Annotated in this window: 32 protein-coding genes and 1 pseudogene; 17 read left to right on the forward strand and 16 right to left on the reverse strand. The window is 57.9% G+C overall.

Going from position 1 to position 20,743, the window contains the following annotated elements:
* Positions 1-102: 102 nt before the first annotated feature.
* From ACP7BZ_RS05790 to ACP7BZ_RS05865, 16 genes and pseudogenes are all read right to left on the reverse strand, one after another.
* Positions 103-372 carry a helix-turn-helix transcriptional regulator gene (locus ACP7BZ_RS05790; protein WP_426110968.1) on the reverse strand — a complete coding sequence of 90 codons (270 nt, stop codon included), beginning with the start codon at positions 370-372 and terminating at the stop codon, positions 103-105.
* Positions 372-566, reverse strand: coding sequence for a hypothetical protein (locus ACP7BZ_RS05795; RefSeq protein ID WP_426110970.1), 195 nt, complete (start codon positions 564-566; stop codon positions 372-374). Before ACP7BZ_RS05795 ends, ACP7BZ_RS05790 begins: the two co-directional genes overlap by 1 nt.
* A 202-nt stretch (positions 567-768) precedes the next feature.
* Positions 769-1,425 carry a Lar family restriction alleviation protein gene (locus tag ACP7BZ_RS05800; protein WP_426110972.1) on the reverse strand — a complete coding sequence of 219 codons (657 nt, stop codon included), beginning with the start codon at positions 1,423-1,425 and terminating at the stop codon, positions 769-771.
* Complete coding sequence (locus ACP7BZ_RS05805) at positions 1,422-1,637, reverse strand: hypothetical protein (RefSeq protein ID WP_426110974.1); 216 nt, start codon at positions 1,635-1,637, stop codon at positions 1,422-1,424. Before ACP7BZ_RS05805 ends, ACP7BZ_RS05800 begins: the two co-directional genes overlap by 4 nt.
* Positions 1,634-1,819 (reverse strand): annotated as a pseudogene (locus ACP7BZ_RS05810) (hypothetical protein); the annotation flags it as partial. The pseudogene ACP7BZ_RS05810 and the gene ACP7BZ_RS05805, both read right to left, overlap by 4 nt.
* A gap of 488 nt (positions 1,820-2,307) precedes the next feature.
* Positions 2,308-2,673 (reverse strand): hypothetical protein, encoded by a 366-nt coding sequence (locus ACP7BZ_RS05815; protein ID WP_426110976.1) that lies wholly within the window; start codon positions 2,671-2,673, stop codon positions 2,308-2,310.
* The gene (locus ACP7BZ_RS05820) at positions 2,673-2,870 is read right to left on the reverse strand and encodes a DUF1382 family protein (RefSeq protein WP_426110978.1); all 198 of its coding nucleotides are present in this window, start codon (positions 2,868-2,870) and stop codon (positions 2,673-2,675) included. Before ACP7BZ_RS05820 ends, ACP7BZ_RS05815 begins: the two co-directional genes overlap by 1 nt.
* Positions 2,871-2,895: 25 nt before the next feature.
* Positions 2,896-3,150: a hypothetical protein gene (locus tag ACP7BZ_RS05825; protein ID WP_426110980.1), complete on the reverse strand. Its 255-nt coding sequence runs from the start codon at positions 3,148-3,150 to the stop codon at positions 2,896-2,898.
* Entirely contained in the window at positions 3,147-3,533 is a 387-nt protein-coding gene (locus tag ACP7BZ_RS05830; protein ID WP_426110982.1) for a recombination protein NinB, read from the reverse strand. The genes ACP7BZ_RS05825 and ACP7BZ_RS05830 overlap by 4 nt, the downstream gene beginning before the upstream one ends.
* Before the next feature lie 2 nt (positions 3,534-3,535).
* Positions 3,536-3,781, reverse strand: coding sequence for a hypothetical protein (locus ACP7BZ_RS05835; RefSeq protein ID WP_426110984.1), 246 nt, complete (start codon positions 3,779-3,781; stop codon positions 3,536-3,538).
* Positions 3,782-3,783: 2 nt separating this feature from the next.
* The gene (locus ACP7BZ_RS05840) at positions 3,784-4,398 is read right to left on the reverse strand and encodes a lambda exonuclease family protein (protein ID WP_426110986.1); all 615 of its coding nucleotides are present in this window, start codon (positions 4,396-4,398) and stop codon (positions 3,784-3,786) included.
* A complete protein-coding gene (gene bet / locus ACP7BZ_RS05845; protein WP_426110988.1) occupies positions 4,395-5,138 on the reverse strand; it encodes a phage recombination protein Bet in 744 nt (247 codons plus the stop codon). The genes ACP7BZ_RS05840 and bet overlap by 4 nt, the downstream gene beginning before the upstream one ends.
* 273 nt (positions 5,139-5,411) lie before the next feature.
* A complete protein-coding gene (locus ACP7BZ_RS05850; protein WP_426110990.1) occupies positions 5,412-6,401 on the reverse strand; it encodes a DUF7666 domain-containing protein in 990 nt (329 codons plus the stop codon).
* A 74-nt stretch (positions 6,402-6,475) separates the two neighbouring features.
* Positions 6,476-6,757 (reverse strand): hypothetical protein, encoded by a 282-nt coding sequence (locus ACP7BZ_RS05855; RefSeq protein WP_426110992.1) that lies wholly within the window; start codon positions 6,755-6,757, stop codon positions 6,476-6,478.
* Between the two features lie 583 nt (positions 6,758-7,340).
* Positions 7,341-7,562 carry a hypothetical protein gene (locus ACP7BZ_RS05860; protein WP_426110994.1) on the reverse strand — a complete coding sequence of 74 codons (222 nt, stop codon included), beginning with the start codon at positions 7,560-7,562 and terminating at the stop codon, positions 7,341-7,343.
* 22 nt (positions 7,563-7,584) lie between these two features.
* Positions 7,585-8,232 carry a LexA family protein gene (locus ACP7BZ_RS05865; protein ID WP_426110996.1) on the reverse strand — a complete coding sequence of 216 codons (648 nt, stop codon included), beginning with the start codon at positions 8,230-8,232 and terminating at the stop codon, positions 7,585-7,587.
* Between the two features lie 70 nt (positions 8,233-8,302).
* Between ACP7BZ_RS05865 and ACP7BZ_RS05870 the strand changes: the two genes are divergently transcribed.
* From ACP7BZ_RS05870 to ACP7BZ_RS05950, 17 genes are all read left to right on the forward strand, one after another.
* The gene (locus tag ACP7BZ_RS05870) at positions 8,303-8,533 is read left to right on the forward strand and encodes a transcriptional regulator (RefSeq protein WP_426110998.1); all 231 of its coding nucleotides are present in this window, start codon (positions 8,303-8,305) and stop codon (positions 8,531-8,533) included.
* A gap of 402 nt (positions 8,534-8,935) precedes the next feature.
* Entirely contained in the window at positions 8,936-9,139 is a 204-nt protein-coding gene (locus ACP7BZ_RS05875) for a hypothetical protein (RefSeq protein WP_426111000.1), read from the forward strand.
* 40 nt (positions 9,140-9,179) lie between these two features.
* The gene (locus tag ACP7BZ_RS05880) at positions 9,180-9,917 is read left to right on the forward strand and encodes a hypothetical protein (RefSeq protein ID WP_426111002.1); all 738 of its coding nucleotides are present in this window, start codon (positions 9,180-9,182) and stop codon (positions 9,915-9,917) included.
* The gene (locus tag ACP7BZ_RS05885; RefSeq protein ID WP_426111004.1) at positions 9,914-10,360 is read left to right on the forward strand and encodes a hypothetical protein; all 447 of its coding nucleotides are present in this window, start codon (positions 9,914-9,916) and stop codon (positions 10,358-10,360) included. The genes ACP7BZ_RS05880 and ACP7BZ_RS05885 overlap by 4 nt, the downstream gene beginning before the upstream one ends.
* 22 nt (positions 10,361-10,382) lie before the next feature.
* Complete coding sequence (locus ACP7BZ_RS05890; RefSeq protein ID WP_426111006.1) at positions 10,383-11,270, forward strand: AAA family ATPase; 888 nt, start codon at positions 10,383-10,385, stop codon at positions 11,268-11,270.
* A 378-nt stretch (positions 11,271-11,648) separates the two neighbouring features.
* On the forward strand, positions 11,649-11,948 hold the full coding sequence (locus ACP7BZ_RS05895; RefSeq protein ID WP_426111008.1) for a Ref family recombination enhancement nuclease: 300 nt from the start codon (positions 11,649-11,651) through the stop codon (positions 11,946-11,948).
* Positions 11,945-12,298, forward strand: a complete 354-nt coding sequence (locus ACP7BZ_RS05900; protein WP_426111010.1) for a RusA family crossover junction endodeoxyribonuclease — start codon at positions 11,945-11,947, stop codon at positions 12,296-12,298. The genes ACP7BZ_RS05895 and ACP7BZ_RS05900 overlap by 4 nt, the downstream gene beginning before the upstream one ends.
* Positions 12,295-12,966, forward strand: a complete 672-nt coding sequence (locus ACP7BZ_RS05905) for a hypothetical protein (RefSeq protein WP_426111012.1) — start codon at positions 12,295-12,297, stop codon at positions 12,964-12,966. The genes ACP7BZ_RS05900 and ACP7BZ_RS05905 overlap by 4 nt, the downstream gene beginning before the upstream one ends.
* 21 nt (positions 12,967-12,987) lie before the next feature.
* Entirely contained in the window at positions 12,988-13,338 is a 351-nt protein-coding gene (locus ACP7BZ_RS05910; protein ID WP_426111014.1) for a hypothetical protein, read from the forward strand.
* 113 nt (positions 13,339-13,451) lie between these two features.
* Entirely contained in the window at positions 13,452-13,601 is a 150-nt protein-coding gene (locus ACP7BZ_RS05915; RefSeq protein WP_426111016.1) for a hypothetical protein, read from the forward strand.
* A gap of 149 nt (positions 13,602-13,750) precedes the next feature.
* The gene (locus ACP7BZ_RS05920) at positions 13,751-14,167 is read left to right on the forward strand and encodes a hypothetical protein (RefSeq protein WP_426111018.1); all 417 of its coding nucleotides are present in this window, start codon (positions 13,751-13,753) and stop codon (positions 14,165-14,167) included.
* A gap of 2 nt (positions 14,168-14,169) precedes the next feature.
* Positions 14,170-16,356 carry a sialate O-acetylesterase gene (locus ACP7BZ_RS05925; RefSeq protein ID WP_426111020.1) on the forward strand — a complete coding sequence of 729 codons (2,187 nt, stop codon included), beginning with the start codon at positions 14,170-14,172 and terminating at the stop codon, positions 16,354-16,356.
* 123 nt (positions 16,357-16,479) lie between these two features.
* Positions 16,480-16,671, forward strand: a complete 192-nt coding sequence (locus ACP7BZ_RS05930) for a hypothetical protein (protein ID WP_426111022.1) — start codon at positions 16,480-16,482, stop codon at positions 16,669-16,671.
* Positions 16,668-16,979, forward strand: a complete 312-nt coding sequence (locus ACP7BZ_RS05935; protein WP_426111024.1) for a hypothetical protein — start codon at positions 16,668-16,670, stop codon at positions 16,977-16,979. The genes ACP7BZ_RS05930 and ACP7BZ_RS05935 overlap by 4 nt, the downstream gene beginning before the upstream one ends.
* Before the next feature lie 13 nt (positions 16,980-16,992).
* Positions 16,993-17,274, forward strand: coding sequence for a hypothetical protein (locus tag ACP7BZ_RS05940; protein ID WP_426111026.1), 282 nt, complete (start codon positions 16,993-16,995; stop codon positions 17,272-17,274).
* Positions 17,261-18,613, forward strand: coding sequence for a phage terminase large subunit (locus ACP7BZ_RS05945; protein ID WP_426111028.1), 1,353 nt, complete (start codon positions 17,261-17,263; stop codon positions 18,611-18,613). Before ACP7BZ_RS05940 ends, ACP7BZ_RS05945 begins: the two co-directional genes overlap by 14 nt.
* A complete protein-coding gene (locus ACP7BZ_RS05950) occupies positions 18,613-20,739 on the forward strand; it encodes a portal protein (protein WP_426111030.1) in 2,127 nt (708 codons plus the stop codon). The genes ACP7BZ_RS05945 and ACP7BZ_RS05950 overlap by 1 nt, the downstream gene beginning before the upstream one ends.
* Positions 20,740-20,743 lie beyond the last annotated feature (4 nt).

Consider the following 20,743-nt stretch of genomic DNA (forward strand, 5'->3'; position numbering starts at 1 on the left):
GGGCAGGCAAGTGGTGCGGATTACACTGGTCCCCCCGACAAGAATCAAGTAGCCCGTGGTTATTGGGCTACTTTCGACCGTGGGGAATTTATGGGGAGTTGCTTAGTGCTTTTCCTTGTAACTGTGCGCCCACTTCATGACCTCCCCGGCATTGTACAGCGGATGGGCGCGGCCCTCGCTTGGAAGGCGTATTGCCCTCGGGAACGATGGGAGGCAAGTCATTGTCTGCCGTACCACTTGCTTGTTACGGCGAAAATACTTGGCGACCTGCTCCACATCCCATAGCTGCACTTCGACTGGGATAGCGTTCACGGTGCGGATTGCAATTCGCTCCGCAAGGCGGTCCAACAGATCAACATCGTTCAGTTCCATCATTTCCCCTTCGTCTCGGCCAATAACGGATTGGTTGCCATAGCAACTAAGTCATGCCCGCCAGCAAAATATTCAAACTTACTACCAAGACTGCCATTTGGTTTAACAAAAACAGTTATGTGCCCGCTTTTCTCCTTTGGCCCGCAAAGCCTCTCCATCAACTGGAATGCCTCCTGCTTGCTTGTACGTTTCATTTGCCCCTCAGATTTTGAACAGTTGAGTTATTCGAATTGTTCGAGTAGCTGGCTTGGTTATCGGCCACCAGCGGCCATTTGCATTCACTCAGCACATGCGATCCACCGCACCTGGTGCAGCGCGGTGGCTTGCTAAAAATTGCCTCCCACGCTCCCGGCTTGATGTCACCCGGCCGGCGCGTGCTTCCTTTGCCTGCCTCGCTCATGCATCCCCCTGTGATGTGTCGGTGCCAGTGGCGCGCATAGCAGCGTCGATCAAGTCGCGCACGCCCTGCAATTCATGCTCTGGCGTAATTTCGTCATGCTTGCTCGCCTCCATCGCCCGAATCGCGTAATCGTACTTGTCCATCTCTATGCAGCCGAAACCGTCGATGTCCTGCATGGCGAACATCAGGCGCTTGGCGTCATCCGGCGAGGCTAGTGCTCCCTGTGGCGCCACCAGTGGGGCGGCTGGCACTGCTGGCGCGGTAGGGGCGGCGAGCTTGTGCGCACGGATGATGGTAGCAAGGTACTCCGCAACATCCTTCTCACTCTCCGCGTAGCAGCAGTCGCATACCTCTTCCTCAACAATCGCCGCAGCTTCCTCCAGTGCTTCATTGCGCACCACAGCAAGCGCATCAGTCACCGCAACCTCTGCGGCGGCGATGCCCGCATCCCGGTCTACCGCTGGCTCGCTGGCAGGCACACGGCGGTTCCAGGCGGCGATAGCGCGATCCATATAGGCCGAGTGCATGCTCGATGCGCCGCAGTTGTTGCACTGGATGTACTGCCAGCGCAGCGCGACGGGATCACTATGCTTCTCCGTGATGTTGGTGCTGCCGCAGTGCGCGCACGGCAGTAGTTCATTTTGCTCGCTCATACATTCCCTTTCTCAGCCATGGCAGCATCCCAATCCTTGCGGATTGAGGTCGCTATGCGCGCTACTGCTTCCGCCTGAACAAGTACGTGTGAAATGATATTTTCAGCGTTGCAATTACAATCCCACATTGCAAAGCGCATCGGATCGTCTGAATCTGGCTCGATGGCTTTGATGTGCGCCATCACTGAAATAAAGTCGTCTGCAAGGCTCATACATTCCCTTTCGTAACCAGTTCCAGCGCACCCACCGGGTAAATTTGCACAGACCCCTTGTGCGTGGACGACTCGACCGCGTAGCCCTCTGGCGTGATGCTGCTGCTGTAGGTGCCGACGATTGCGCCTTCCCACTCGGAGCCGGATTTTTTGCGCACGATGGTGCCGCGCGGCCATGTGGCGGGCTTGGCGCCGGCGAGAATTTGCAGCACTGCGCGCAACGTCGGGATGCTGGTAGCCGACACCTGCGTGGCGCTGAAGCCATGCTTGCTTGGGTAGGTATCCACGCCGCACGAGTGCAGCACTTCGATGATCTTTGCATCGGGCCAGTTCGCCTCGCTGCTGATCAAGCGCACCGTCTCGGCTGGCGCGCCAGCAAGGGCAGCGCGGGCTTCCTCCACGCAGCAGTTCACATCGTCAGCCACGTAGTAGCTTTCGCGCTGGCCTTCGCCCGGAATAGCTCGCAGGCGCAGCTTCATCGCGTCGAGTTGGTCGCACAGCTTCAGCAGGACGGATGCCGCTACATCAGCGCCGACAGGGGCGGCATGAGCGATTGCGGCGCGGGCCATCCATGCGTCATGGGGGCTGATATACGCATGCTTCCTAGCCTCGACTCTGTACCAGTCTTTGAAAAGCCTGTGCTCGGCGTCAGCGACAGTTGCGGGGTTTTTCATGTTGATTCCTTATGGCGGCGAGCGCCTTTGTATTGTGGATTTGGCTTTGCCAGCACGCCGGGCTTGGCGAATTCAATTAAGAATTTCCAATTCAGCTTGGTATTCATCACGACCGGGCCGGCGTTGTTGTCGATAGTCCCAAGCGCGGGCGGCACGGCGAGGCTGTCCATTAGCGCGCAAGGAATGGCAAAGCTGTCGTAGCCGTTATGGTAATACTCAAGGTCTGCGGCGACCTCCGCCTCGCTGTACTGGCCCGCCCATGACAACGGCCACGCATAGCCTTTGTTGTCAGGCCGCCAGAAGGTGATGTAGGGCTGTTCGCGCTGCGTATGCTTTACGCTGACCACGTAGAAGGCACTCATCACGCCCCCTCGCCAGTTGGCTTGTTGGCTACATGAGCGGCAGGTTCGTCCGCCATCTGCTCTATTTGCGCCAGCTTGCCGAGCGCTTGCGCCACCAAGTCGCGCTGCTCAGCGTCGTTTGCCACCGGCATCGGCACGAAATTGACGCCCATCTTGCTGAACTGGTGCGCGAGTTCAAGCGCCTTGCGCAATTGCACTGGGGAGGCTCGTTCGATCATTTCGTCACCTCGCTGGCTGGCTGCTGGTAGGGCGGCTGTCAAGGTAGCGGCTTTGCCCCATTGTCAGCCCACAGCTTGAGCAGGCGATTGCGTCATCGCCTACGCTTCCCGCTACCGGGGCAGGCATCGCGCGGATTGCGTCAAACACTCGTGCAGCCTGCCCGATGATCGCGCTATCCTCGCTCGGCTCGATCATGCGCGCCAGGTGGGCCATTTCTTGCACAGCAGCCATGCGGGCGGCTGAATATTGGTCGGTCATGCTATCTCCTTTGTATTTTCAAACTCGACGCCGTGCTGTGCGCCGAAGGCATAAATAAGCTCGATTAATTCTGACAACTGCGCCTTGCTGTACGTTTTCGTACGCTCGCCAAACACGACGAACCCGCCATCAATTCCCGGCGCCGTGCGCTGCTTGCGTAGGCTGGCGGTCAGAATGTCTTTCCAGTCCTCGCTGGTCAGCTTTACGCCGTACCAGACAACTTGCTTTGCGAGGCGGTCCAAAAGGGGCCACATGAGGGCGTTCTGTTCCAGGCTGCGCGTCGGCTCGCAGACGGTCACGCACATGCCAAAGTCAGCTTCTGCGACGCAGCGAAGGGCATTCTGCCTAGCCTGGTTGTGCACAAGGATGAATGTGCGCTTCATAATCAGAATGGCGGCAAGTCGTCGTTAGCCATCGGAGCCGCTGCCGGTGCTGCCTGCTCCTGCTTGTCCATGCGTTTGAACGACACGGACTGCCAGCGGCCTTTTTGGCCGTCCTTCGTCCATGCGTCGAAGAAGTACATCACGCCGTCGATCATTGCCTTGCCAGTCATGTTTGGCTTGTTATCGCCTTCGGTCTTGCGCTCGTTCTTGAAGAGGGAACCGGAGTTATCTTTTTGTTCGTAAGCCATGATTAAGCTGCTTTCTTGAGTGAGTTGATTTGTGCGTCTACTTCGGCCAAAAACTTGACCACTTCGGCTTCCAGGTGCGCGATGTATTTCTCGTCGCGCTCGATTCGCTGCACGTACAGACGAAAGTCGGCTGTAGCACGTGGGTCATACGAGATGAAATCCCACCAGTCGCGGCCAGTGACCCACATGCAGCCTTGGACCTGTGCGATGTGCGCCTTCGGCATCCCGTCGCGCCACGTGGCCATGTGAATCGCGCTATTAGCAGGGCACTTGCTTTCGTAGCCGCCCTTAGTGCCGATCAGACCATCAGGCGAGCAGCCTACATAGGCAATCGTCGGGTGCTTGACGAAATCCGATTCGGTGACAATGTTCGCCGTCTCAACTTCGTAAGCAGCGCGTGCCAGCGGTTCGGCTTCTTTGCCCCATTGCATCGCTTGACTTGATGCCGACTCGGTGGCGCGCCCATAAATGCGCTCTGTCGTCAGCCGCATCAAGTAATCTTCGCGGCTTTTCAGTGGTACGCCTTTGGCGCTTACTGCGAGAATGTCTGCAAAGCACGACGCCGTAGCAAAGCCCAATCGCTCATTGAGCCACTCTTGCGAGCCTTGGTTACTCATGCTGCCCCCTCGATTACTTTGTCGGTACGGTCCTTAAAGGACTGGATTTGCGCTGGCGTGAAAGATTGGCGCTCGGCTTTGGTCAGCTTTGCCCATGCTTCGCTAAACGCGTCATAGCCCCGGTCTGCCTCCGCTTCGATCTTCGCTACCAGCTCGTCGCTGGCCGGCGCTTGTGCTGCCTGCGCCTCTTGTGCAATGTCTACAGGGCTTTGCTTCATCTGGCGGCCCGGTGCGTCAGCGATGCGCTCGGCTTCGTCCTGGTCGAAGATGCCCACATAGCCGAACGCAAGCCGCGCACATTGGATCAGTGCCTTGTGACGCAGCATCCGCTTAGGGTGCGACTGCCACGGCGCTACAGGGCGCTTGCACTCGCTCAGGTACTCTGTGACACGGACTGGGTGCGCACGGTCTTTGCGGAAGATGATGCAGGTGCACGACTCAGCATCCTGCTCAAAGTCCATTCCGTCGAACATTGGGTTTTCGTTGATGATGCGCGCCCAGCCATCGACACCGACGACCGGGACGATTCCGTTGTTACGGTCAGGGAAAGCGTAGATTTCCTTAGTCCATGGGTTCAGGCGGTATTGGTTCGCCACGATCAGCAGCGCCGACATTTGCGCATCCGATACCTGCCCCTTAAAAGCGGTGGCCTTGAGGACGTTGATCAGGTCGGCCGACTCGGGGATATTGAAGATGCCGGCCAGCTTTGACACTTGCTGCGCCACGAGGGAGTTTGACATTTGAAACCTTCCTGCCGGGACTATGCCGGCGTGAGTTTTACTGCTGAGACTGAGTTACATGCTCGCTCTGGTCGCCAAACTCAGCGCACAGCCCTAAAAACAGTGTTACGGCGAGCACGGCGATGACTGCGCGCTGGGCAATGTCGCGGATCACAGCAGCACCAAGATCAGCATGACCACCACGCACACGCCGCAGATGGCGGTGCTGGCCTGGTGGCTGTCGGTGATTTCGATCTTGCCGAGTAAAAGGTTGCGGATCATGGCGCGCTCCAATTAAGCTTCGTATTCGGCAAACTCGCCGGCTTTATCAAGCACGTACCAAACGCCAGCCTTGATGCCGTTGTCTCCTACTTTGCTGGCGCGGATATGGATCAGGTTGTAGTCGTCATCGCGGTAGCACAAGACGATGGCGCCCGTTTCGCCGGCCATTGCGCGGCCCTCATAGCCGCAGGCCATGGCGACGGAGTGCTTGCCGGTGCTGCTGGCCGCGCCTCGGTCGCCGGTGCTGCTGGCCGCGCCCTGGTCGCCGGTGCTGCTGGCTGCGCCTTGGGTGCCGGTGCTGCTAGCCGCGCCTCGGTAGCCGGTGCTGCTGGCCGCGCCTTGGGTGCCGGTGCTGCTAGCCGCGCCTTGGGTGCCGGTGCTGCTAGCCGCGCCTCGGTCGCCGGTGCTGCTGGCCGCGCCCTGGTAGCCGGTGCTGCTGGCCGCGCCTCGGTCGCCGGTGCTGCTGGCCGCGCCCTGGTAGCCGGTGCTGCTGGCCGCGCCTCGGTAGCCGGTGCTGCTGGCTGCGCCTCGGTAGCCGGTGCTGCTGGCTGCGCCTTGGTCGCCGGTGCTGCTGGCCGCGCCTCGGTCGCCGGTGCTGCTGGCCGCGCCCTGGTTAACGCCTGAGAAAGCAGGTGACACCGGGTCAATCGGCAGGCATCGCTTCACCGTGTATTCGATAGCGGCCTTAATCAGCCCCGGCAAGCCGATTTCCATCTTTACTGTCAGCGACTTGCTGGCCACCTTCGTGTCACCGTTTGCTTCGCGGCTAAATGGGCCGCGCTGCTCAACTACGGCGAAGCGATTGCCAGCCGGTGCGTAGTAGTCAAAGACGTTCAGCGGATACGCGCAAGCATGAAAGCCGCCATGGCAGGCTTTTACCTCGCCCTCATGTACAACCGTCTCGCCGACTGCGAATTGGAAATCGCGGCATTTCAGGTCTTTATCGAAGCCCTTGTAAGAAACGATTACTTCGTCGTCGGCAGGCGTGGTTTGATCAGTCATGCAGTTCTCCGTGTCGTTGTAGGGTGCCGGCATCTCACCGGCTCGGGCTGCTAGAGCGGCCTCGCTTGAGGAAATTAGTAGTGCTGCGCCTGCGAGCGGTAGATGCCAGCCCACGTGTGGTTGCCGCAGTCGGTCATCTCGACAAAGTGGCTCAGGTCGTCAAGCTGCTTGCTGCTCAGAAGGACGCTAATGTCTTGCTTGGTGCCGGCGATCATCACAGCGCCGACATACACTTCGCCGTCATCATCGCGGGTGCCGTACAGGTCGAACGACAGGCCGTCGTCGTGGTGGAAGTTGCGAACCAGGCAAACGCCGAGGTCTTTGGTGGTCAGTGCTGCAAGATCGTTTGTGCCCATGCTGCTCTCCTGGTGGTCGCCGCTGTGTGTGGCTGCGGTATGGGAGATACTTTAGCAAACACTAAACAGCAAGTCAAGCGTTCACTAAACAAATAGGGTAAAATAATTTCATCGCACAAATCCTTGGGCGAAAAAAAGCCCCGACTGGCGGGGCGATGGAGGTGTTTATGGTTGTGCTACCAAAAGGAACGCTTGTTAAGGTCGGCGGGATGCCATTCCGCCTGCTGTCCGATGTCCAGACTGAAGGCCTACAAAAGAACTACGACATGGCGATTAGCCAAGGGCAATCTTGCGGTCCCGCTCGACACCAGGCAGTGTGCGCGTCTCGCGGGCCGGCAGAGACTTGCTACTGTCAAACCTCTATGACCGCTTCAACTCTTTGAGAGTGTCGGTTTTAATTGCAATAGGGTCGATTTGCATGCCAAGGGATCGATGACAGTGTGAACAGTCGTAGCTAACGACATTCCATCTCATGCTGGGTGAATCCCCTGTAATGGGCGACACGTTGACATGGCTGAGTTGCTTGTTACAGTAAGGGCAAAAAGTCATATTTTCTCCATTTTCCGCGCCAACATGGGCGGGATTATTGAACTTCCACGCTTGATGGGCACGACGTTTTGAACACGCGCCAGAAGGTCTGCCCGCCATACATGTACTGACAGTTCCAGGCAGACTGATACGTCACCGTTTGCACCATTTCTTGGCGACCGGTCCAGTTAGCGGTGGCCGCGAGTGCGGGGCAAGCAACAGCGGCCAACATCGTAATACCAATTATTTTTTTCAAAACATTCTCCAATTGCGGCATGATGGCGTGCCGTTGCGCCCTTTTAGCCCGCCCTACGATACCGCTTACGATGCTCAATCATCACGCCGATAACTTGTAGCTTCGTCTCGTCGCTGCGCAGGGTAGGGAAGTCATCATTCAGCGGGACTAGCTCAAATATCTCGTTCCCACTGGCATCAACTCCACGCGGCCTGTACTTCTTGAACGTGGCCTGACTTCCGCCATTCTTTGCAACGACGAAGTCACCTGGGTTCGGTGCCAGCTCAGGGTCAATAATTACCCTGTCTCCCGGTCTGAACTCGGACATCATCGACAGACCCTCGATATCTAGCGCAAATGCCCATTTCGATAGCTTATCGTCGGTGTACTCGACCGCATAGCCATCGCCTGGCTCGTATGGTGAGTCCATGTCCCGCATCGCACCCGCCTGTACTGCTGAAATTACTGGGATCGCCCGCGCCCCAACCGATGCTGAAGTAACGTTTTCATCAAAAACAGCGTCCAACCCCTCCGGAATGCGGTCAAGCCAGCCATCCCCCATTCGGTACTGCGCCTCTAGCCTTCGTGCAACCTTCTCTCCGAACGACCCCACACCTTTCAGCTGTGAAAATAAAGACTTTTCCTTGGTAGGCGTCCCGTTTGTAGCAAGCCAGCGACGCAGGTTCGCGCGGCGAATTTCAATAATGTCCATAGCGTAAGTTTAGCTTTTTCTAAATTAGTATTCACTTGACTTTATGTTTAGCATTCACTAAACTGAAGCCATGGACCTCAAAACTTATACATCCGCCGAGCGCGGGCGAGCAACGACTCTGGCCGCTGAGCTAGGCGTATCTCTTTCTTATCTTTCTCAGATGGCAAATGGGCAATGCCCAGTCTCGCCAAACCGATGCGTCGCCATCGAGCGCGTGACAGGCGGGGCAGTGACCCGGCCCGAGCTGCGCGACGACTGGCGCTCCATCTGGCCTGAACTGATCGAGCAATCACCCCCTTGACACCTCAACTGCGCGCCGGTTGCTTCGTCGCGTCCAAATAGTTGCAGTAAATAAATTGATTCACGTAACACCTTTCCACGCAACCCGCCTTACCTGGAGAACGAAATGAACGAAACCAGCCGCACCGAAATCATCCGCGTCCGAGTCCGCCCTGAGCAAAAGTCCAGCTTTGCTAAATGCTCTGCTGCTTTGGGCCTTCCGACAGCCACTCATGCCTACAACCTCATCGTTAGCGCGATGGCACATGTTAGGCCGCGTGACGACCGCCGGAAAGGGGCCACTCGTAGGCCAGTTCACTTTCCAAATCGCGAGACGTTCGCAATCCGGTGCAGCCGGAGGCAGGTTTAAGGGCTTTCGACTACGAGGCCAGCTCACCACAGACAGCGGTTAAAAGGACACAAGATGGAACGAACATCAGAACAAGTAGGCAACGACAAGCCAACGAGCAAATTGGCAGTAATGGCGTTCAAGGTCGCTGACCAGAGCCGGGTTTGCATCAGCTGCTTTGGTGAAGCGCGGCGGCAAGCAGATGGCCGCCTGGTAGCGAATGTCGACAAACTCGTTGAGGCTGTCGATGAGTACCGCAAGTCGAGTGTGCAGCCATGACGCCCGCCATCACTAGCCTGATGGCGCGGGGCGGCGTGTAATGGCCGGCGAGTGGATCAAGGTACGCACCAACCTGTGGGATGACCCGCGAGTGTCGCAGCTTTGCGATATGACCGACTCGCCAGAGGCAATGGTTGTTGGCGGCCTGTACTGGCTTTGGTCGGCAGCAGACGAGCACACCGAAACCGGCTTGATGACTGGCCTTAGCACTTCCGCTATTGACCGCAAGACCGGCATTAAAGGATTTGGCGAGGCACTTGTTGCTGTCGGCTGGCTCGCAGATCATCCCGAAGGCGTCCGCCTTACGCACTTTGAAGAGCATAACGGCGTCTCTGCAAAAACGCGCGCGCAGACTGCAAAGCGTGTTTCTGCACACAAGGGTAACGCAAAGGTAACGCCAGCACCGTTACCAGAACAGCAGGACACCGTTACTAGTGCGTTACCTAGAGAAGAGAAGAGAAGAGAAGAAAAGAAAGAAGCAAAAACGAAGGCGTCGGCTACGCCTCCCGATACTCCTTTCGATCCAATCGAAGAACTGAAAGCCAGAGGCGTATCGGCACAGCTTGCCCAAGACTGGCTCAAGGTCCGCAAGGCTAAGCGCTGCCCACTGACCCTGACCGGGCTACAGGAAACAATCGCCTCCGCTGACTCCGTTGGAATGTCGCTGTCGCGTGCTGTGACCGTGTGCTGTAGACGGGGTTGGGCTGGATTTGAAGCCGCATGGCTTAAACCCGAGGACCGCGCCGAAGCCGGCCCGCCAAAAAAGGACTGGCAATGATCGCCCAAAACGCAGGGCCGGTCATCCGTGCCCGTGAACGTGGAATGAAGCCGGCAGAGATGATTTGCATCTCACTGGTTGGCACGATCTGCACCGCCAATCACCCGACCTACGCAGACCCGGCCAAGGAATACGACTGGCGTTGGGTGCGCGACCTAGACGTGTGCGTGTGGGTTGGCGCTGCCATGGATTGGGTCGAGACCGTCAAGGCGATCGCACTGTGCAAGCCGGAACACCTGAGCATTTGGAACTCGTACGAGCATTGGGGCGCACAAGCCTTCCTCCGCCCGACGATGGCCGATGTGGAAATGTGCAAGCCGGTTTCGCAGTGGGCATATGAGCTGGACTTCCTCCCGTGGATGGATTTTCAGAACGATGATTTTTTAATTGGCCGCTCCTATGCGCGCACTTCGACCGGGATGCCGTATGCACTTGATACCTGACACTATAAATTTCCAGCAGTACATGGAAGAGCCGGAGCATCACAACGTGCGCCCCGCCTCCGACTGGCTGCAAGACACGATAGACGCTTTCCACCTGCCGCCCGACACCACGCCAGTGCCGGGGATGCTGTGGCAGAAAACGCGGGACAAGGTGAAGTTCCGACCGGGCGAGGTTTCGCTGTGGGCTGGCATCAACGGCCACGGTAAATCCATGTTCCTGTCGCAAGTCGAGCTTGACCTTTGCCAGCAGGGCGAGCGGATTATGTCGGCCTCGTTTGAGATGCGTCCCGTAAAGCAGATGCACCGCATGAGCCGCCAGGCCTATGCCGACCGCCTGCCCACTGAGGCATGGTTGCATACGTTTTCCCGCTGGACCGATGGCCGCCTGTGGATGTACGACCACGTTGGCGCCGTCGAGTGGAAAAAAGTCATCGCCGTAATGCGCTACGCCATCGCCCACTTTGGGATCACCCACTTCGTCATTGACAGCCTGATGAAGTGCGTGAAGGGGGAGGACGACTACAACGCGCAGAAGGATTTCGTGAACGAACTGTGCGCATTCGCTGTAGCCCACAACGTGCACATCCACCTCGTCCACCACGTGCGCAAAGGCGAGAGCGAACACAAGGCGCCGGGCAAGTTTGACATCAAGGGCGCCGGCGCAATCACTGACATGGTGGACAACGTGTTCATCGTGTGGCGCAACAAGCTGGCCGAGCAAGAGAACGTCGAAAACAAGGGCAAGGGCAAACCAGACTGTGATTCTCCAACCTGCATCCTCGAATGCGCCAAGCAGCGCAACGGCGAGTTTGAGGGGAAATTCGGCTTTTGGTTCGACGTTGATTCGCAGCAGTACCTGGAAGTGCAGGGCCAAACACCAATCCGCTATCGAATGGAGAAACGATCATGACTCAGCATAAGGAGCCCTGCGGCATGTGCCACCACTTCAGCACCAAAGCCGAACCAGAGTACGCAGCTATTGGCATGGGCATATGTGACGCTCGCACGCAGCTGGGCAAAGGCATCGAGCGATTCCACGCAACCGCGCGCTCCTGCGTGCTGTACGGCGCTGGGCTGAATGTAGCGGCTAGGCGTGCGTTTCTGGTCAAGCATCGGGAGATGGAAGCATGAATAACGCCGGCACTACCCGCTCCCCTCATACCCGCTACACCGGGCCAGATACAACCGTCCGCGTTCGCGCTTGCACGGGTAGTTGCGGTCGCCGCCCATCGGTGGGCCAGTTTATCGGCGCCGGGACCGTGTGCAAGCTCTGCCGCGCGAGGGCGAAATGAAGCGTGCCACTACTGCTGCCGAGCGTCGCCACCTTGGCCGAGTCGCTGCCATGCCGTGCTGCCTGTGCCGACACTTGGGACTCGGCGCTACACCTGCCGAAGTACACCACGTGCGCGCCCGCCACGGCTGGGGCAGATCGTCGCACGAGGACACGATACCGCTTTGCCCGACGCACCACCGGGGCCAGCCAGGCGGCGTGCATGACTTCGGGCAGGACGAGTTCGCCGCGCACTACGGCATCAGCGAAATGGACTTGCTCGATATCGTCAGGCGTGAATTGCAGGTGGCCGCATGATCGCGCTGACCCTGCCCATGCCGCCTACGATCAACACGGCCTACGGACATACCAAGGGGCGAATGTATATCAAGCACGCTGGGCGCGCTTACCGCCTTGCAGTCGCCGAGATCGTCGCCGCAGCGGGCCACCCCAAGCTTACCGGCCGCTTGGCGCTGTTCGTAGCAGTGCACCCAGCCACGCGAGCAAAGCAAGACCTCGACAACCGCAGCAAAGCCCTGCAAGACGCTCTGACGCACGCAGGCGTATGGCTAGACGACGAGCAGATAGACAGCCTCCACCTGGTGCGGCGCGAAGTCGTCAAGGGCGGGATGGTCAAGATTGTGATAACTGAATTGGAGACAGCATGAGCATCCTCGAACCCCCATTGCTTCGCACACTCGGCACCCGCCGCCGCTATGAGCGCCTAATCGCTGCCCTTAGCGAATCGCCATGCGCCCGCGAGGAGCTGGACGCCAAAATCTTCTGCTTAAAGACGGCATCAATCGCCATGCTCGCCAAAGTGATGACGCCACCGCACCGCGAAGTGCGTATTTGCAAGTGGCTGCGCACATCGGGCCAATTCTGCCCCGTCTACGCACTCGGCACCAAAGAGGACGCACCAAAGCTAAAGAAGCGTACGGCAAAGCAGCGCCACTACGATATCAAGGCCAATGCCGAGCTACACGGCAAGCGCTTGGCAACCGCGCTGGAAAAGAAGCGTATCGAGCGGGCGCAGAAATATCCTGGCCTGCTAGACGATATGGTGCTGTACGTGCGCTTGATGAACCGGTGCTGCACCAAAGATGCCGCCAGCCACTTCCGCATTGCCGTCTCGACAGCAGCCGCCACGCTGCGCGAGCTGGAAGAAAGTAAGCAGGTAATGCGTATCTCCGATAAGGAGTCGCGCGGCATCATCTGGGCGGCTTACATCGAACCATCGGCTCGCAACGGCATGGGCACGGTGCAACGCTTCGCGCGACGGTGGAGAGCGCCCAAGGTGGAAAAGCAAGGCATTTTTGCAGCACTTGGACTTTGACGACAACCAAAAAGAGACACTATGACCAAAATTGCCGCCGTTGAAATCCAAGTAGCTCCCGAGCCGATGACGCCGTATCTGCGCATTATGAAGATTTGGACAAGCTGGATATCCCTCGCTGATCGCCAGGAGGCCGGGGGATGGTCTCACCCGCAAGATGCAAAGGAGTTTATGCGCTGTGGGGAGGCAGTCGACGTAATGATTAACGACCTCCCGCGCGTCTGTAAGTGGGCGATCCACAAAGCGCAGGGCATCGCACCGGGAGTGTGGCGCTTTCCCGATACCTCTTTCGCTGATGCGCTGTTGGATGCCGAGGAAAAACTTACGCCCAAGATGAGGAATAATATTGACACAAGGCGCTATTTCCCCTAGGATACCTGTGCTAGATGCATTAATTGCGTCTAAAACGTTACTAAACAGATAGTTTTGAACATTTGAAGCCCCGCGCCGAAAGGTCTGCGGGGCTTTTTGCATTGGAGCCGCACATGAGATACGTCCGCCGCTGCTCCACGCTACCCGATCCCACCAGCTCGACCACTGCCACTGTATGCGCTGCTTGCCTGACGCTGCTGTGCGCTGCTTACACGGCTGCGCTGGTCGTTGTCATTGGCACCGCTTATCTGGTGCGCATCTAACAGCGTCACCCCGTTCACCCCGTGAGAGTCAGCTATCTGATAAGCCGCTTGACAGCGCGCGCTTGCACGGGGCAACTAATCTCCTGCATCGCTTGCGATGTTTCGCCCGCCTCTTGTGCGGGCTTTTTTATTTGTAGCGCCGAGGGCACATGACGATTACCGCAGCATTCCCCAATCAGGCCAAGCTCGACGCGCTGGTCCTCCTGTGCCCGCCCGGCAACACGTACAAGATCGCCCTGTACACGAGCGCTGCCACGATTAGCAAGGCCACGACCGTCTACACCGCAACAGGCGAAGTCGTCGGCACTGGCTACACCGCAGGCGGGCAAGTGCTGACCGGCATCACTCAGTCGCTCGACACCGACACGGCGATCATGGATTTTGCAGACCCATCGTGGGCTAGCTCGACCATCACCGCACGCGGCGCGCTGATCTATGACGCGACGAACGGCAACAAAGTGCGCGCGGTCTTGGACTTTGGCGCAGATATCGTCACCACCGCCACCCTGTTCGCCGTCGCGCTTCCCGCTGCGACTGCTGCAACTGCTGTCATCCGGATTGCTTAAATATGATCGCTGACCGCGTAAAAGACACGTCGACATCGACCGGCACCGGCAATTTTGTGCTGTCCGGCACCCCCGCGACTGGCTTTCAAGCTCTGTCCGCTATCGGCGCTACTGGCTCGACGTTCGGCTACGTCATCGACGGCGGCGCAGAGTGGGAAGTCGGCACAGGAACGATCACCGCCACCAACACTTTCTCTCGCTCGCCCACGGCCAGCTCAAATGCGGGTGCCCTGGTGTCGTTCAGCGCCGGCACGAAGACCGTCTTTCATAGTGTAACGGCCAAGCAATTTGGCGCTGGCATAGTAGACCCAGCCGATGTTGGATTCGATATCATCCTGCTTGCTGGTCAGTCCAACATGGCGGGGCGCGGTACGTACGATGCGCTTGTTGATATTGGCAGCGACCGCATCATGCAGTTCGGCGGGTTCAGCAGTGATGCGCGCTACCGTACTATTTTCTCCGGTGCTGATCCGCTGCACCAAACTGAAGCTGTAGAAACAGGGTTGGTAGGACCAGCAACGATTGCCGCCCGCACCTATTGCGCGGCTCGCCCATCGAATCGTCGCGTGCTGCTGGTCCCTACCGCAGTTGGTGGGACTACCTTGGTTGCGCTTACGCCAGGCTGGGCTCCGGGCAATCCAGGCGGATCGCTTTACGAGGGCGCAATCGCACAGGCAAATTTGGCAGTAACTGCCGCGCTTGCACTGTATCCGAACAGTCGATTCGTCGGCACATTGTGGCATCAAGGCGAGTCTGATGGTGACAATGCGGTATCGCAGGCATCCTACACCGCTGCGCTAAAGCTGCTGGTCGCTGGTTTTCGCTCGCGCATTACCGGCGCAGCTGGGTCGTGGTTCGTCATCGGCGGGCTGTGTCCAGAGGGCATTACAGCAACGCCAGCACGCGCAGGTATCAAGGCTGCACACATTCAGGTAACTACCGATCTGGACCGCTGCGCGTATGTGGATGGCCCCTCTGGCATGGCGGATACGAATCACTACACAGCGCCAGGCATACGTATTCTCGGCGCCCGCATGGGCGTGGCAGTAGATGCCGCTCGCAACTATACTGCCCCAGTCGTAGCTGCAGCGGCCGTCACCCTTGTGGCGAGCGGGACCACTGGCATAGTCGGCACACCCGTGACAATTACGGTTGGCACTGACCGACTCCTGACTGGTGCGCAGTCTGTCAGCGTCGCCGTCAGTCATGTGCTCGCTGGCGCAGTTACAGGCAGCCCAGTTACCCTTAACGCTGCCACGCCAACAGCGGCAGTTTCCGTTGCCGAAAGTGCTGTCGGCTCCGATACAATCACGGCAGTATCAACTGGCACACCGACGCTGGCCGGCGCAAGCGTCGGCTATACGGTCACAGCATCGGCCACTGTACCTGCAACGATGTCCGCGCCAGTAGCTACCGCAGGCGATGCCACGGCGAGTATTGCATTCACCGCGCCATCAAGCGGCGGCAGCGCTATCACCAGCTACACCATCACACCATATATCGGTGCGACCGCTCAGGCAACGCAGACCACAACGACGCTCACTAGTCCGTATGTCGCCACTGGCCTGACGAATTCGACAGCCTATACCTTCAAAATTCATGCGAATAATGCTATCGGCTCTGGTGTTGATTCGCTCGCATCGGGCAGTGTCATGCCTGTTGCTGTAGTCACTTATGCGACCTGGAACCCAGCAGATAAAAACGCGAATGTTGTTTTAAGTAACGGGAACAAAACGGTTGCAGGAACAGTGGGGGCTGGTGGTGCATTTGAATCTATTCGCTCTACAGTATCTAAGACTGCGGGTAAATGGTACTGGGAGACGACCATCGGCGCTGTACCCACGCTCATTGGTATTGGCCGTGCTACCGCAACCTTGAGCGACTTCGCCGGTAACAATGCTGATAGCTGGGGTTATTACCATACCGGCAGCGTTTATAACGCAGCATCGCCAACAACGGTCGATGCTTATGTTGCAGGCGATGTGATTGCAATTGCCCTTGATATGGGCGCTGGGACTGTTGCGTTCTATAAAAATAACGTGCTGCAAGCGACAAAAACTGGCGTCACCGGTACGCTGTTTGCTATGGCAACCGTCAAGGATGGCGCCCCACCAGGCTCATTCACGACCAACTTTGGCGCATCGGCATTCGCTTATACGCCTCCTAGTGGATTTGTTGGGCTGCAATAACCGATGCCATCATTCGGCCCAATCTCAAGCGCGCCGGTAGGCAGTAGGCCAGATTCGCCATCAGCAGCCACCGCATATCCTGCCGGCGTTTCCGCTTTCGCAGCAGTCGGCACAGCTACCGCAATGGGTGGCGCTGCTGCACCTGGTATCGCTTACCCGCTGGGCGTGGTGGCTTATGCGCAAGTCGGCACGTTCTACCCGATAACGGTGACGCTAGCCAATTTCAACATGAGCACCATCATGCGCTTTGCCCCTATCAACCGTCACGCAACGATGTCAAACGCGGCGCTCAACCTCACAGGCAACCTTTTATGAACGTTGGCGAATACGGCATCAGCTTCAATTTCAATCAAAACTTCACCATCAGCGGCTTCACGACCCTGAGCCTGGCAATCACGCGCCCTGATGGCAGCGTCATCACCAAGACCAATCCGGCTGTCTCTGTAGGCAGCGTCGCGCTGGTCACGCCCAACGATGGCACGTACGCAGCAGGACAGTATGCGGTGTACGTGTTCGCTGATGGCGACCTGAGCTTGCCCGGCGACTACAAAGCACGGCTCACGTACACGGACGCAAGCAAGCGGCTGATTGGTGAGCTTGTCGTGTTCACGGTGAATGCGTAAGCAGGAAAGAATCATGCCAGACGAAAAACAAAGGGCCAAAAAGGTTATGCCCGTGTCTCCCGGTCGCCCCAAGGGAGTGCCCAACAAGACCACGCAGACAGCCAAGGATGCGATTGCCGCCGCTGCTGAAGCATTGGGCGGCGCTGCACGCTTGACCGCTTGGGCGCAGGAAGATCCATCGAACGAGCGCGTGTTTTGGGGAACGATCTATCCCAAGCTCCTGCCATTGCAGGTAACGGGTGAGGGTGGCGGGCCGGTAGTTATTCAAGCGTCGGCATTGGATGAGCGCATTTAAGCTCAACGCCAAGCAGCAGGAGGCACAGCATATCCTCGCGGGTGACGCTACTCACCTGATGCTGTTTGGTGGAAGCCGCAGCGGTAAGACATTCCTGCTCGTTCGCAACGTGGTCATGCGCGCATTGAAAGCGCCAGGCTCGCGCCATGCAATTCTGCGCTTCCGCTTCAATGCGGTAAAAGCGTCGGTCGTGATGGACACCTTCCCGAAGGTGATGGCAATTGCCTTCCCCGGCGTGAAGTGGGAGCTGAACAAGACGGATTGGTTCGCAACGGTAGACGGCGGCTCGCAAATCTGGTTTGGTGGCTTGGACGACAAGGAGCGCACCGAGAAGATTTTGGGTATGGAGTTTGCAACGATCTACCTTAACGAGTCGTCACAGATTCCGTGGGGGTCGGTCGGCGTCGCAGTCACTCGCTTGGCGCAGCTTGCCACGCAGGTGATTAACGGGCGAGACAACGTGCCACTCAAGCCGCGCATGTACTACGACTGCAACCCGCCGTCGAAAGTGCATTGGTCATACATGCAGTTCATTGAGAAGCGCGACCCCGAGTCAAAGAAGCCGATTGCTCGACCTGGTGACTACGCGTTCTTTCAAATCAACCCGATGGATAACGCCGAGAACCTTTCGGCGGGCTATCTTGAAACGCTGCAAAACCTGTCGCCACGGCTACAAAAGCGATTCCTCAAAGGGGAGTTTGCCGACGCTAACCCACACGCGCTGTTTCACGACGAAACGATTGATAAGTGGCGCGTAACTGATGGCGTGATACCCGATATGGTGCGCGTCGTGGTCGCTGTTGACCCTTCAGGATCGGGCGACTCGGACAACGCGGACAACGACGCAATCGGTATCTGCGTGGTGGGGCTTGGCACAGATGGCAATGCCTACTTGCTTGAGGACTGCACTGTAAAGGCTGGCCCTGCAACATGGGGCAAGGTTGCAACGGACGCATTCGACCGGCACGCAGCCGACATTGTTGTTGGTGAGATTAACTACGGCGGCGCAATGGTGCACCACGTAATCAAGACAGCAAGACCACGCACGCCATACAAGCAGGTCACAGCAACACGGGGCAAGGCAGTACGAGCGGAACCATTCTCGGCGCTGTATGAGCAAGGCAAAGTACGCCACGTTGGTGAGTTCCGCGATATGGAGGATGAGCTTGTAGCGTTCTCCACCTCTGGCTACATGGGCGAGTCGTCGCCTAACCGTGCTGATGCGCTGATATGGGCGCTCACCGAGATATTCCCGGGGATGGTCAAGGACAAGCGCGAGAAGGTCAAGTTAAAGCCGCTCGCCAGCCTGGCAGTCGGTAATCAATCATGGATGGCCTAATGGCAAAGCAAAACGATAAGACCGATGAACTGATTGCCAAGGCCAAGCGCCGCTTTGCGCGCTGCGAGGACCGCGAGTCGACCACGCGCCTGCTGTGGAAAGCTGACCTCAAGTTTGCCAATGGCGATCCAGACAACGGCTATCAGTGGGATGAGGCGATGGCACGCCAGCGCACGCAAGATCGCCGCCCGTTCCTGACCGTCAACAAAGTCAAGCAGCACAATCGCCAGATTACCAACGACGCACGCCAGAATAAGCCAGCGGTTCGCGTGTATCCAGTGGACGATGGTGCCGACAAGGACACCGCCGAGGTTTTTAACGGCGTGATCCGCCACATCGAGTCGAACAGCAGCGCCGATACCGCCTATGACACTGCCGGCGAGTTTGCCGTCGATGCTGGGCTTGGCTACTGGCGCATCATTACTGACTACGCCGACGAGAAGTCGTTTGACCAAGAGATTTACATCAAGACGGTGAAGAATCCGCTCAACGTGTATTTGGACCCTGACATTCAGGAGGCAGACGGCAGCGATATGCGCTTTGCCTTCGTGTTTGAGGATATGCCAAAGGAAGTATTCGAGGAAAAGTACCCTGACGCTGAGCCGGTGTCGTGGACTTCGCCTGCTGGTGATTCGTGGATGAGCAAGGAAACGATCCGCGTTGCCGAGTACTACGAGATTGTCGAGGTCAAGGATACGCTGTGCCTCGATGCGAACAGCGGCGAGACGTTCATGCTCTCCGAGGTCGAAGACAAGGCGATGGCAAAGCAGATCAAAGCCGATCAGTCCTTCCGCAAGCGAGCAGTGTCGAAGCGCACATGCAAGTGGTATCTGATCGCAGGCGACCAAATCCTCGACCAAACCGACTGGCTCGGAAAATATATCCCCATCGTCCGCGTGGTAGGCGACGAGGTAGAGATTGACGGCAAGGTTGACCGCAAGGGCCACACGCGCGCCATGAAGGATGCGCAACGCATGTACAACTACAACAGCAGCGCAGCCATCGAGTATGGCGCATTGCAGACCAAGACACCGATCATTGCCGCAGCAGAGGCGATTGAAGGCTACGAACATGTATGGGATCGCGCTAACACTGAGAACCTAGCCTACTTGCCGTGGAATGCTCACAGCGAGAATGGCGAGCCTATCCCGATGCCGCAGCGCATGGTGGCGCCTGCGCCCGCACAGTTGTTCTTGCAAGGTATGCAGACCGCCAGTGAAGAAATGAAAATGGCTAGCGGCCAGTACGACGCCAGCATGGGCGCCAAGTCGAACGAGACCAGCGGACGCGCCATCGTTGCTCGCCAGCGTGAAGGGGACACCGCGACATTCCACTTCATCGATAACATTGCCCGCGCTATCAAGTACACCGGCAAGATTCTCGTTGACTTGATCCCGAAGATTTACGACACCGAGTCGATCAAGCGGATGCTTGGCGAGGACGGCACGCAGGACGAGGTAAAGCTTGATCCGAACCAGCAGCAAGCCATGACCGAGAAGCAGGGGCAGGACGGCAAGATTGAGAAGATTTATAACCTCGCAGTCGGCCGTTATGACGTAACAGTATCGGTCGGCCCATCCTACGGTAGCAAGCGCGCCGAGGCGTTCCAGGCTATGACCGAGATGGCAAGCCGCAGCCCTAACCTGATGGCGCAAGCTGGCGACCTGATCTTCAAGGCCGCAGACTTCCCGATGGCTGACAAGATTGCCGAGCGCTTGGAGAAAGCATTGCCGCCTGAGCTGCGCGACGAGGACGAGGGCAAGCCGCAGATCCCGCCAGAAGTTCAGCAGCAGATGCGGCAAATGCAGCAGCATAACCAAGAGCTTGAAAAGAACATGCAGCAGCTTGGTGAGCAGTACAACGAACTGAAAAGCAATGCTGGCGCAGCAGCAGAGGACCGCCGCATTAAAGCGTACATGGCGCACACCGCACGCCTTGCTGTCATCAAGGACAAGCTCACGCCTGAACTGGCCGCGCAACTGGCCTACGAGGTCGGGCTTGATGTCCGGCAGGACGACATAGACGGCATGACCGAACAAACCGAACAGCCCGCTAACGCGGGTTTTTTTTCGCCTGAACAAGGTGCGCAAGAACCGACTTCGCCCGGCACTGGCGATGCTCTCTAACTTG

The organism is Massilia sp. PWRC2, assembly GCF_049896725.1.
Taxonomy (GTDB): Bacteria; Pseudomonadota; Gammaproteobacteria; order Burkholderiales; family Burkholderiaceae_D; genus JAFCUW01.

What these genes read in the sequence shown, in the direction of transcription:
- ACP7BZ_RS05790 (WP_426110968.1), bottom strand. Translation starts at nt 372, where the DNA reads ATGGAACTGAACGATGTTGATCTGTTGGACCGCCTTGCGGAGCGAATT.
- ACP7BZ_RS05795 (WP_426110970.1), bottom strand. Translation starts at nt 566, where the DNA reads ATGAAACGTACAAGCAAGCAGGAGGCATTCCAGTTGATGGAGAGGCTT.
- ACP7BZ_RS05800 (WP_426110972.1), bottom strand. Translation starts at nt 1,425, where the DNA reads ATGAGCGAGCAAAATGAACTACTGCCGTGCGCGCACTGCGGCAGCACC.
- ACP7BZ_RS05805 (WP_426110974.1), bottom strand. Translation starts at nt 1,637, where the DNA reads ATGAGCCTTGCAGACGACTTTATTTCAGTGATGGCGCACATCAAAGCC.
- ACP7BZ_RS05815 (WP_426110976.1), bottom strand. Translation starts at nt 2,673, where the DNA reads ATGAGTGCCTTCTACGTGGTCAGCGTAAAGCATACGCAGCGCGAACAG.
- ACP7BZ_RS05825 (WP_426110980.1), bottom strand. Translation starts at nt 3,150, where the DNA reads ATGACCGACCAATATTCAGCCGCCCGCATGGCTGCTGTGCAAGAAATG.
- ACP7BZ_RS05830 (WP_426110982.1), bottom strand. Translation starts at nt 3,533, where the DNA reads ATGAAGCGCACATTCATCCTTGTGCACAACCAGGCTAGGCAGAATGCC.
- ACP7BZ_RS05835 (WP_426110984.1), bottom strand. Translation starts at nt 3,781, where the DNA reads ATGGCTTACGAACAAAAAGATAACTCCGGTTCCCTCTTCAAGAACGAG.
- ACP7BZ_RS05840 (WP_426110986.1), bottom strand. Translation starts at nt 4,398, where the DNA reads ATGAGTAACCAAGGCTCGCAAGAGTGGCTCAATGAGCGATTGGGCTTT.
- bet (WP_426110988.1), bottom strand. Translation starts at nt 5,138, where the DNA reads ATGTCAAACTCCCTCGTGGCGCAGCAAGTGTCAAAGCTGGCCGGCATC.
- ACP7BZ_RS05850 (WP_426110990.1), bottom strand. Translation starts at nt 6,401, where the DNA reads ATGACTGATCAAACCACGCCTGCCGACGACGAAGTAATCGTTTCTTAC.
- ACP7BZ_RS05855 (WP_426110992.1), bottom strand. Translation starts at nt 6,757, where the DNA reads ATGGGCACAAACGATCTTGCAGCACTGACCACCAAAGACCTCGGCGTT.
- ACP7BZ_RS05860 (WP_426110994.1), bottom strand. Translation starts at nt 7,562, where the DNA reads ATGCCGCAATTGGAGAATGTTTTGAAAAAAATAATTGGTATTACGATG.
- ACP7BZ_RS05865 (WP_426110996.1), bottom strand. Translation starts at nt 8,232, where the DNA reads ATGGACATTATTGAAATTCGCCGCGCGAACCTGCGTCGCTGGCTTGCT.
- ACP7BZ_RS05870 (WP_426110998.1), top strand. Translation starts at nt 8,303, where the DNA reads ATGGACCTCAAAACTTATACATCCGCCGAGCGCGGGCGAGCAACGACT.
- ACP7BZ_RS05875 (WP_426111000.1), top strand. Translation starts at nt 8,936, where the DNA reads ATGGAACGAACATCAGAACAAGTAGGCAACGACAAGCCAACGAGCAAA.
- ACP7BZ_RS05880 (WP_426111002.1), top strand. Translation starts at nt 9,180, where the DNA reads ATGGCCGGCGAGTGGATCAAGGTACGCACCAACCTGTGGGATGACCCG.
- ACP7BZ_RS05885 (WP_426111004.1), top strand. Translation starts at nt 9,914, where the DNA reads ATGATCGCCCAAAACGCAGGGCCGGTCATCCGTGCCCGTGAACGTGGA.
- ACP7BZ_RS05890 (WP_426111006.1), top strand. Translation starts at nt 10,383, where the DNA reads ATGGAAGAGCCGGAGCATCACAACGTGCGCCCCGCCTCCGACTGGCTG.
- ACP7BZ_RS05895 (WP_426111008.1), top strand. Translation starts at nt 11,649, where the DNA reads ATGAAGCGTGCCACTACTGCTGCCGAGCGTCGCCACCTTGGCCGAGTC.
- ACP7BZ_RS05900 (WP_426111010.1), top strand. Translation starts at nt 11,945, where the DNA reads ATGATCGCGCTGACCCTGCCCATGCCGCCTACGATCAACACGGCCTAC.
- ACP7BZ_RS05905 (WP_426111012.1), top strand. Translation starts at nt 12,295, where the DNA reads ATGAGCATCCTCGAACCCCCATTGCTTCGCACACTCGGCACCCGCCGC.
- ACP7BZ_RS05910 (WP_426111014.1), top strand. Translation starts at nt 12,988, where the DNA reads ATGACCAAAATTGCCGCCGTTGAAATCCAAGTAGCTCCCGAGCCGATG.
- ACP7BZ_RS05915 (WP_426111016.1), top strand. Translation starts at nt 13,452, where the DNA reads ATGAGATACGTCCGCCGCTGCTCCACGCTACCCGATCCCACCAGCTCG.
- ACP7BZ_RS05920 (WP_426111018.1), top strand. Translation starts at nt 13,751, where the DNA reads ATGACGATTACCGCAGCATTCCCCAATCAGGCCAAGCTCGACGCGCTG.
- ACP7BZ_RS05925 (WP_426111020.1), top strand. Translation starts at nt 14,170, where the DNA reads ATGATCGCTGACCGCGTAAAAGACACGTCGACATCGACCGGCACCGGC.
- ACP7BZ_RS05930 (WP_426111022.1), top strand. Translation starts at nt 16,480, where the DNA reads ATGGGTGGCGCTGCTGCACCTGGTATCGCTTACCCGCTGGGCGTGGTG.
- ACP7BZ_RS05935 (WP_426111024.1), top strand. Translation starts at nt 16,668, where the DNA reads ATGAACGTTGGCGAATACGGCATCAGCTTCAATTTCAATCAAAACTTC.
- ACP7BZ_RS05940 (WP_426111026.1), top strand. Translation starts at nt 16,993, where the DNA reads ATGCCAGACGAAAAACAAAGGGCCAAAAAGGTTATGCCCGTGTCTCCC.
- ACP7BZ_RS05945 (WP_426111028.1), top strand. Translation starts at nt 17,261, where the DNA reads ATGAGCGCATTTAAGCTCAACGCCAAGCAGCAGGAGGCACAGCATATC.
- ACP7BZ_RS05950 (WP_426111030.1), top strand. Translation starts at nt 18,613, where the DNA reads ATGGCAAAGCAAAACGATAAGACCGATGAACTGATTGCCAAGGCCAAG.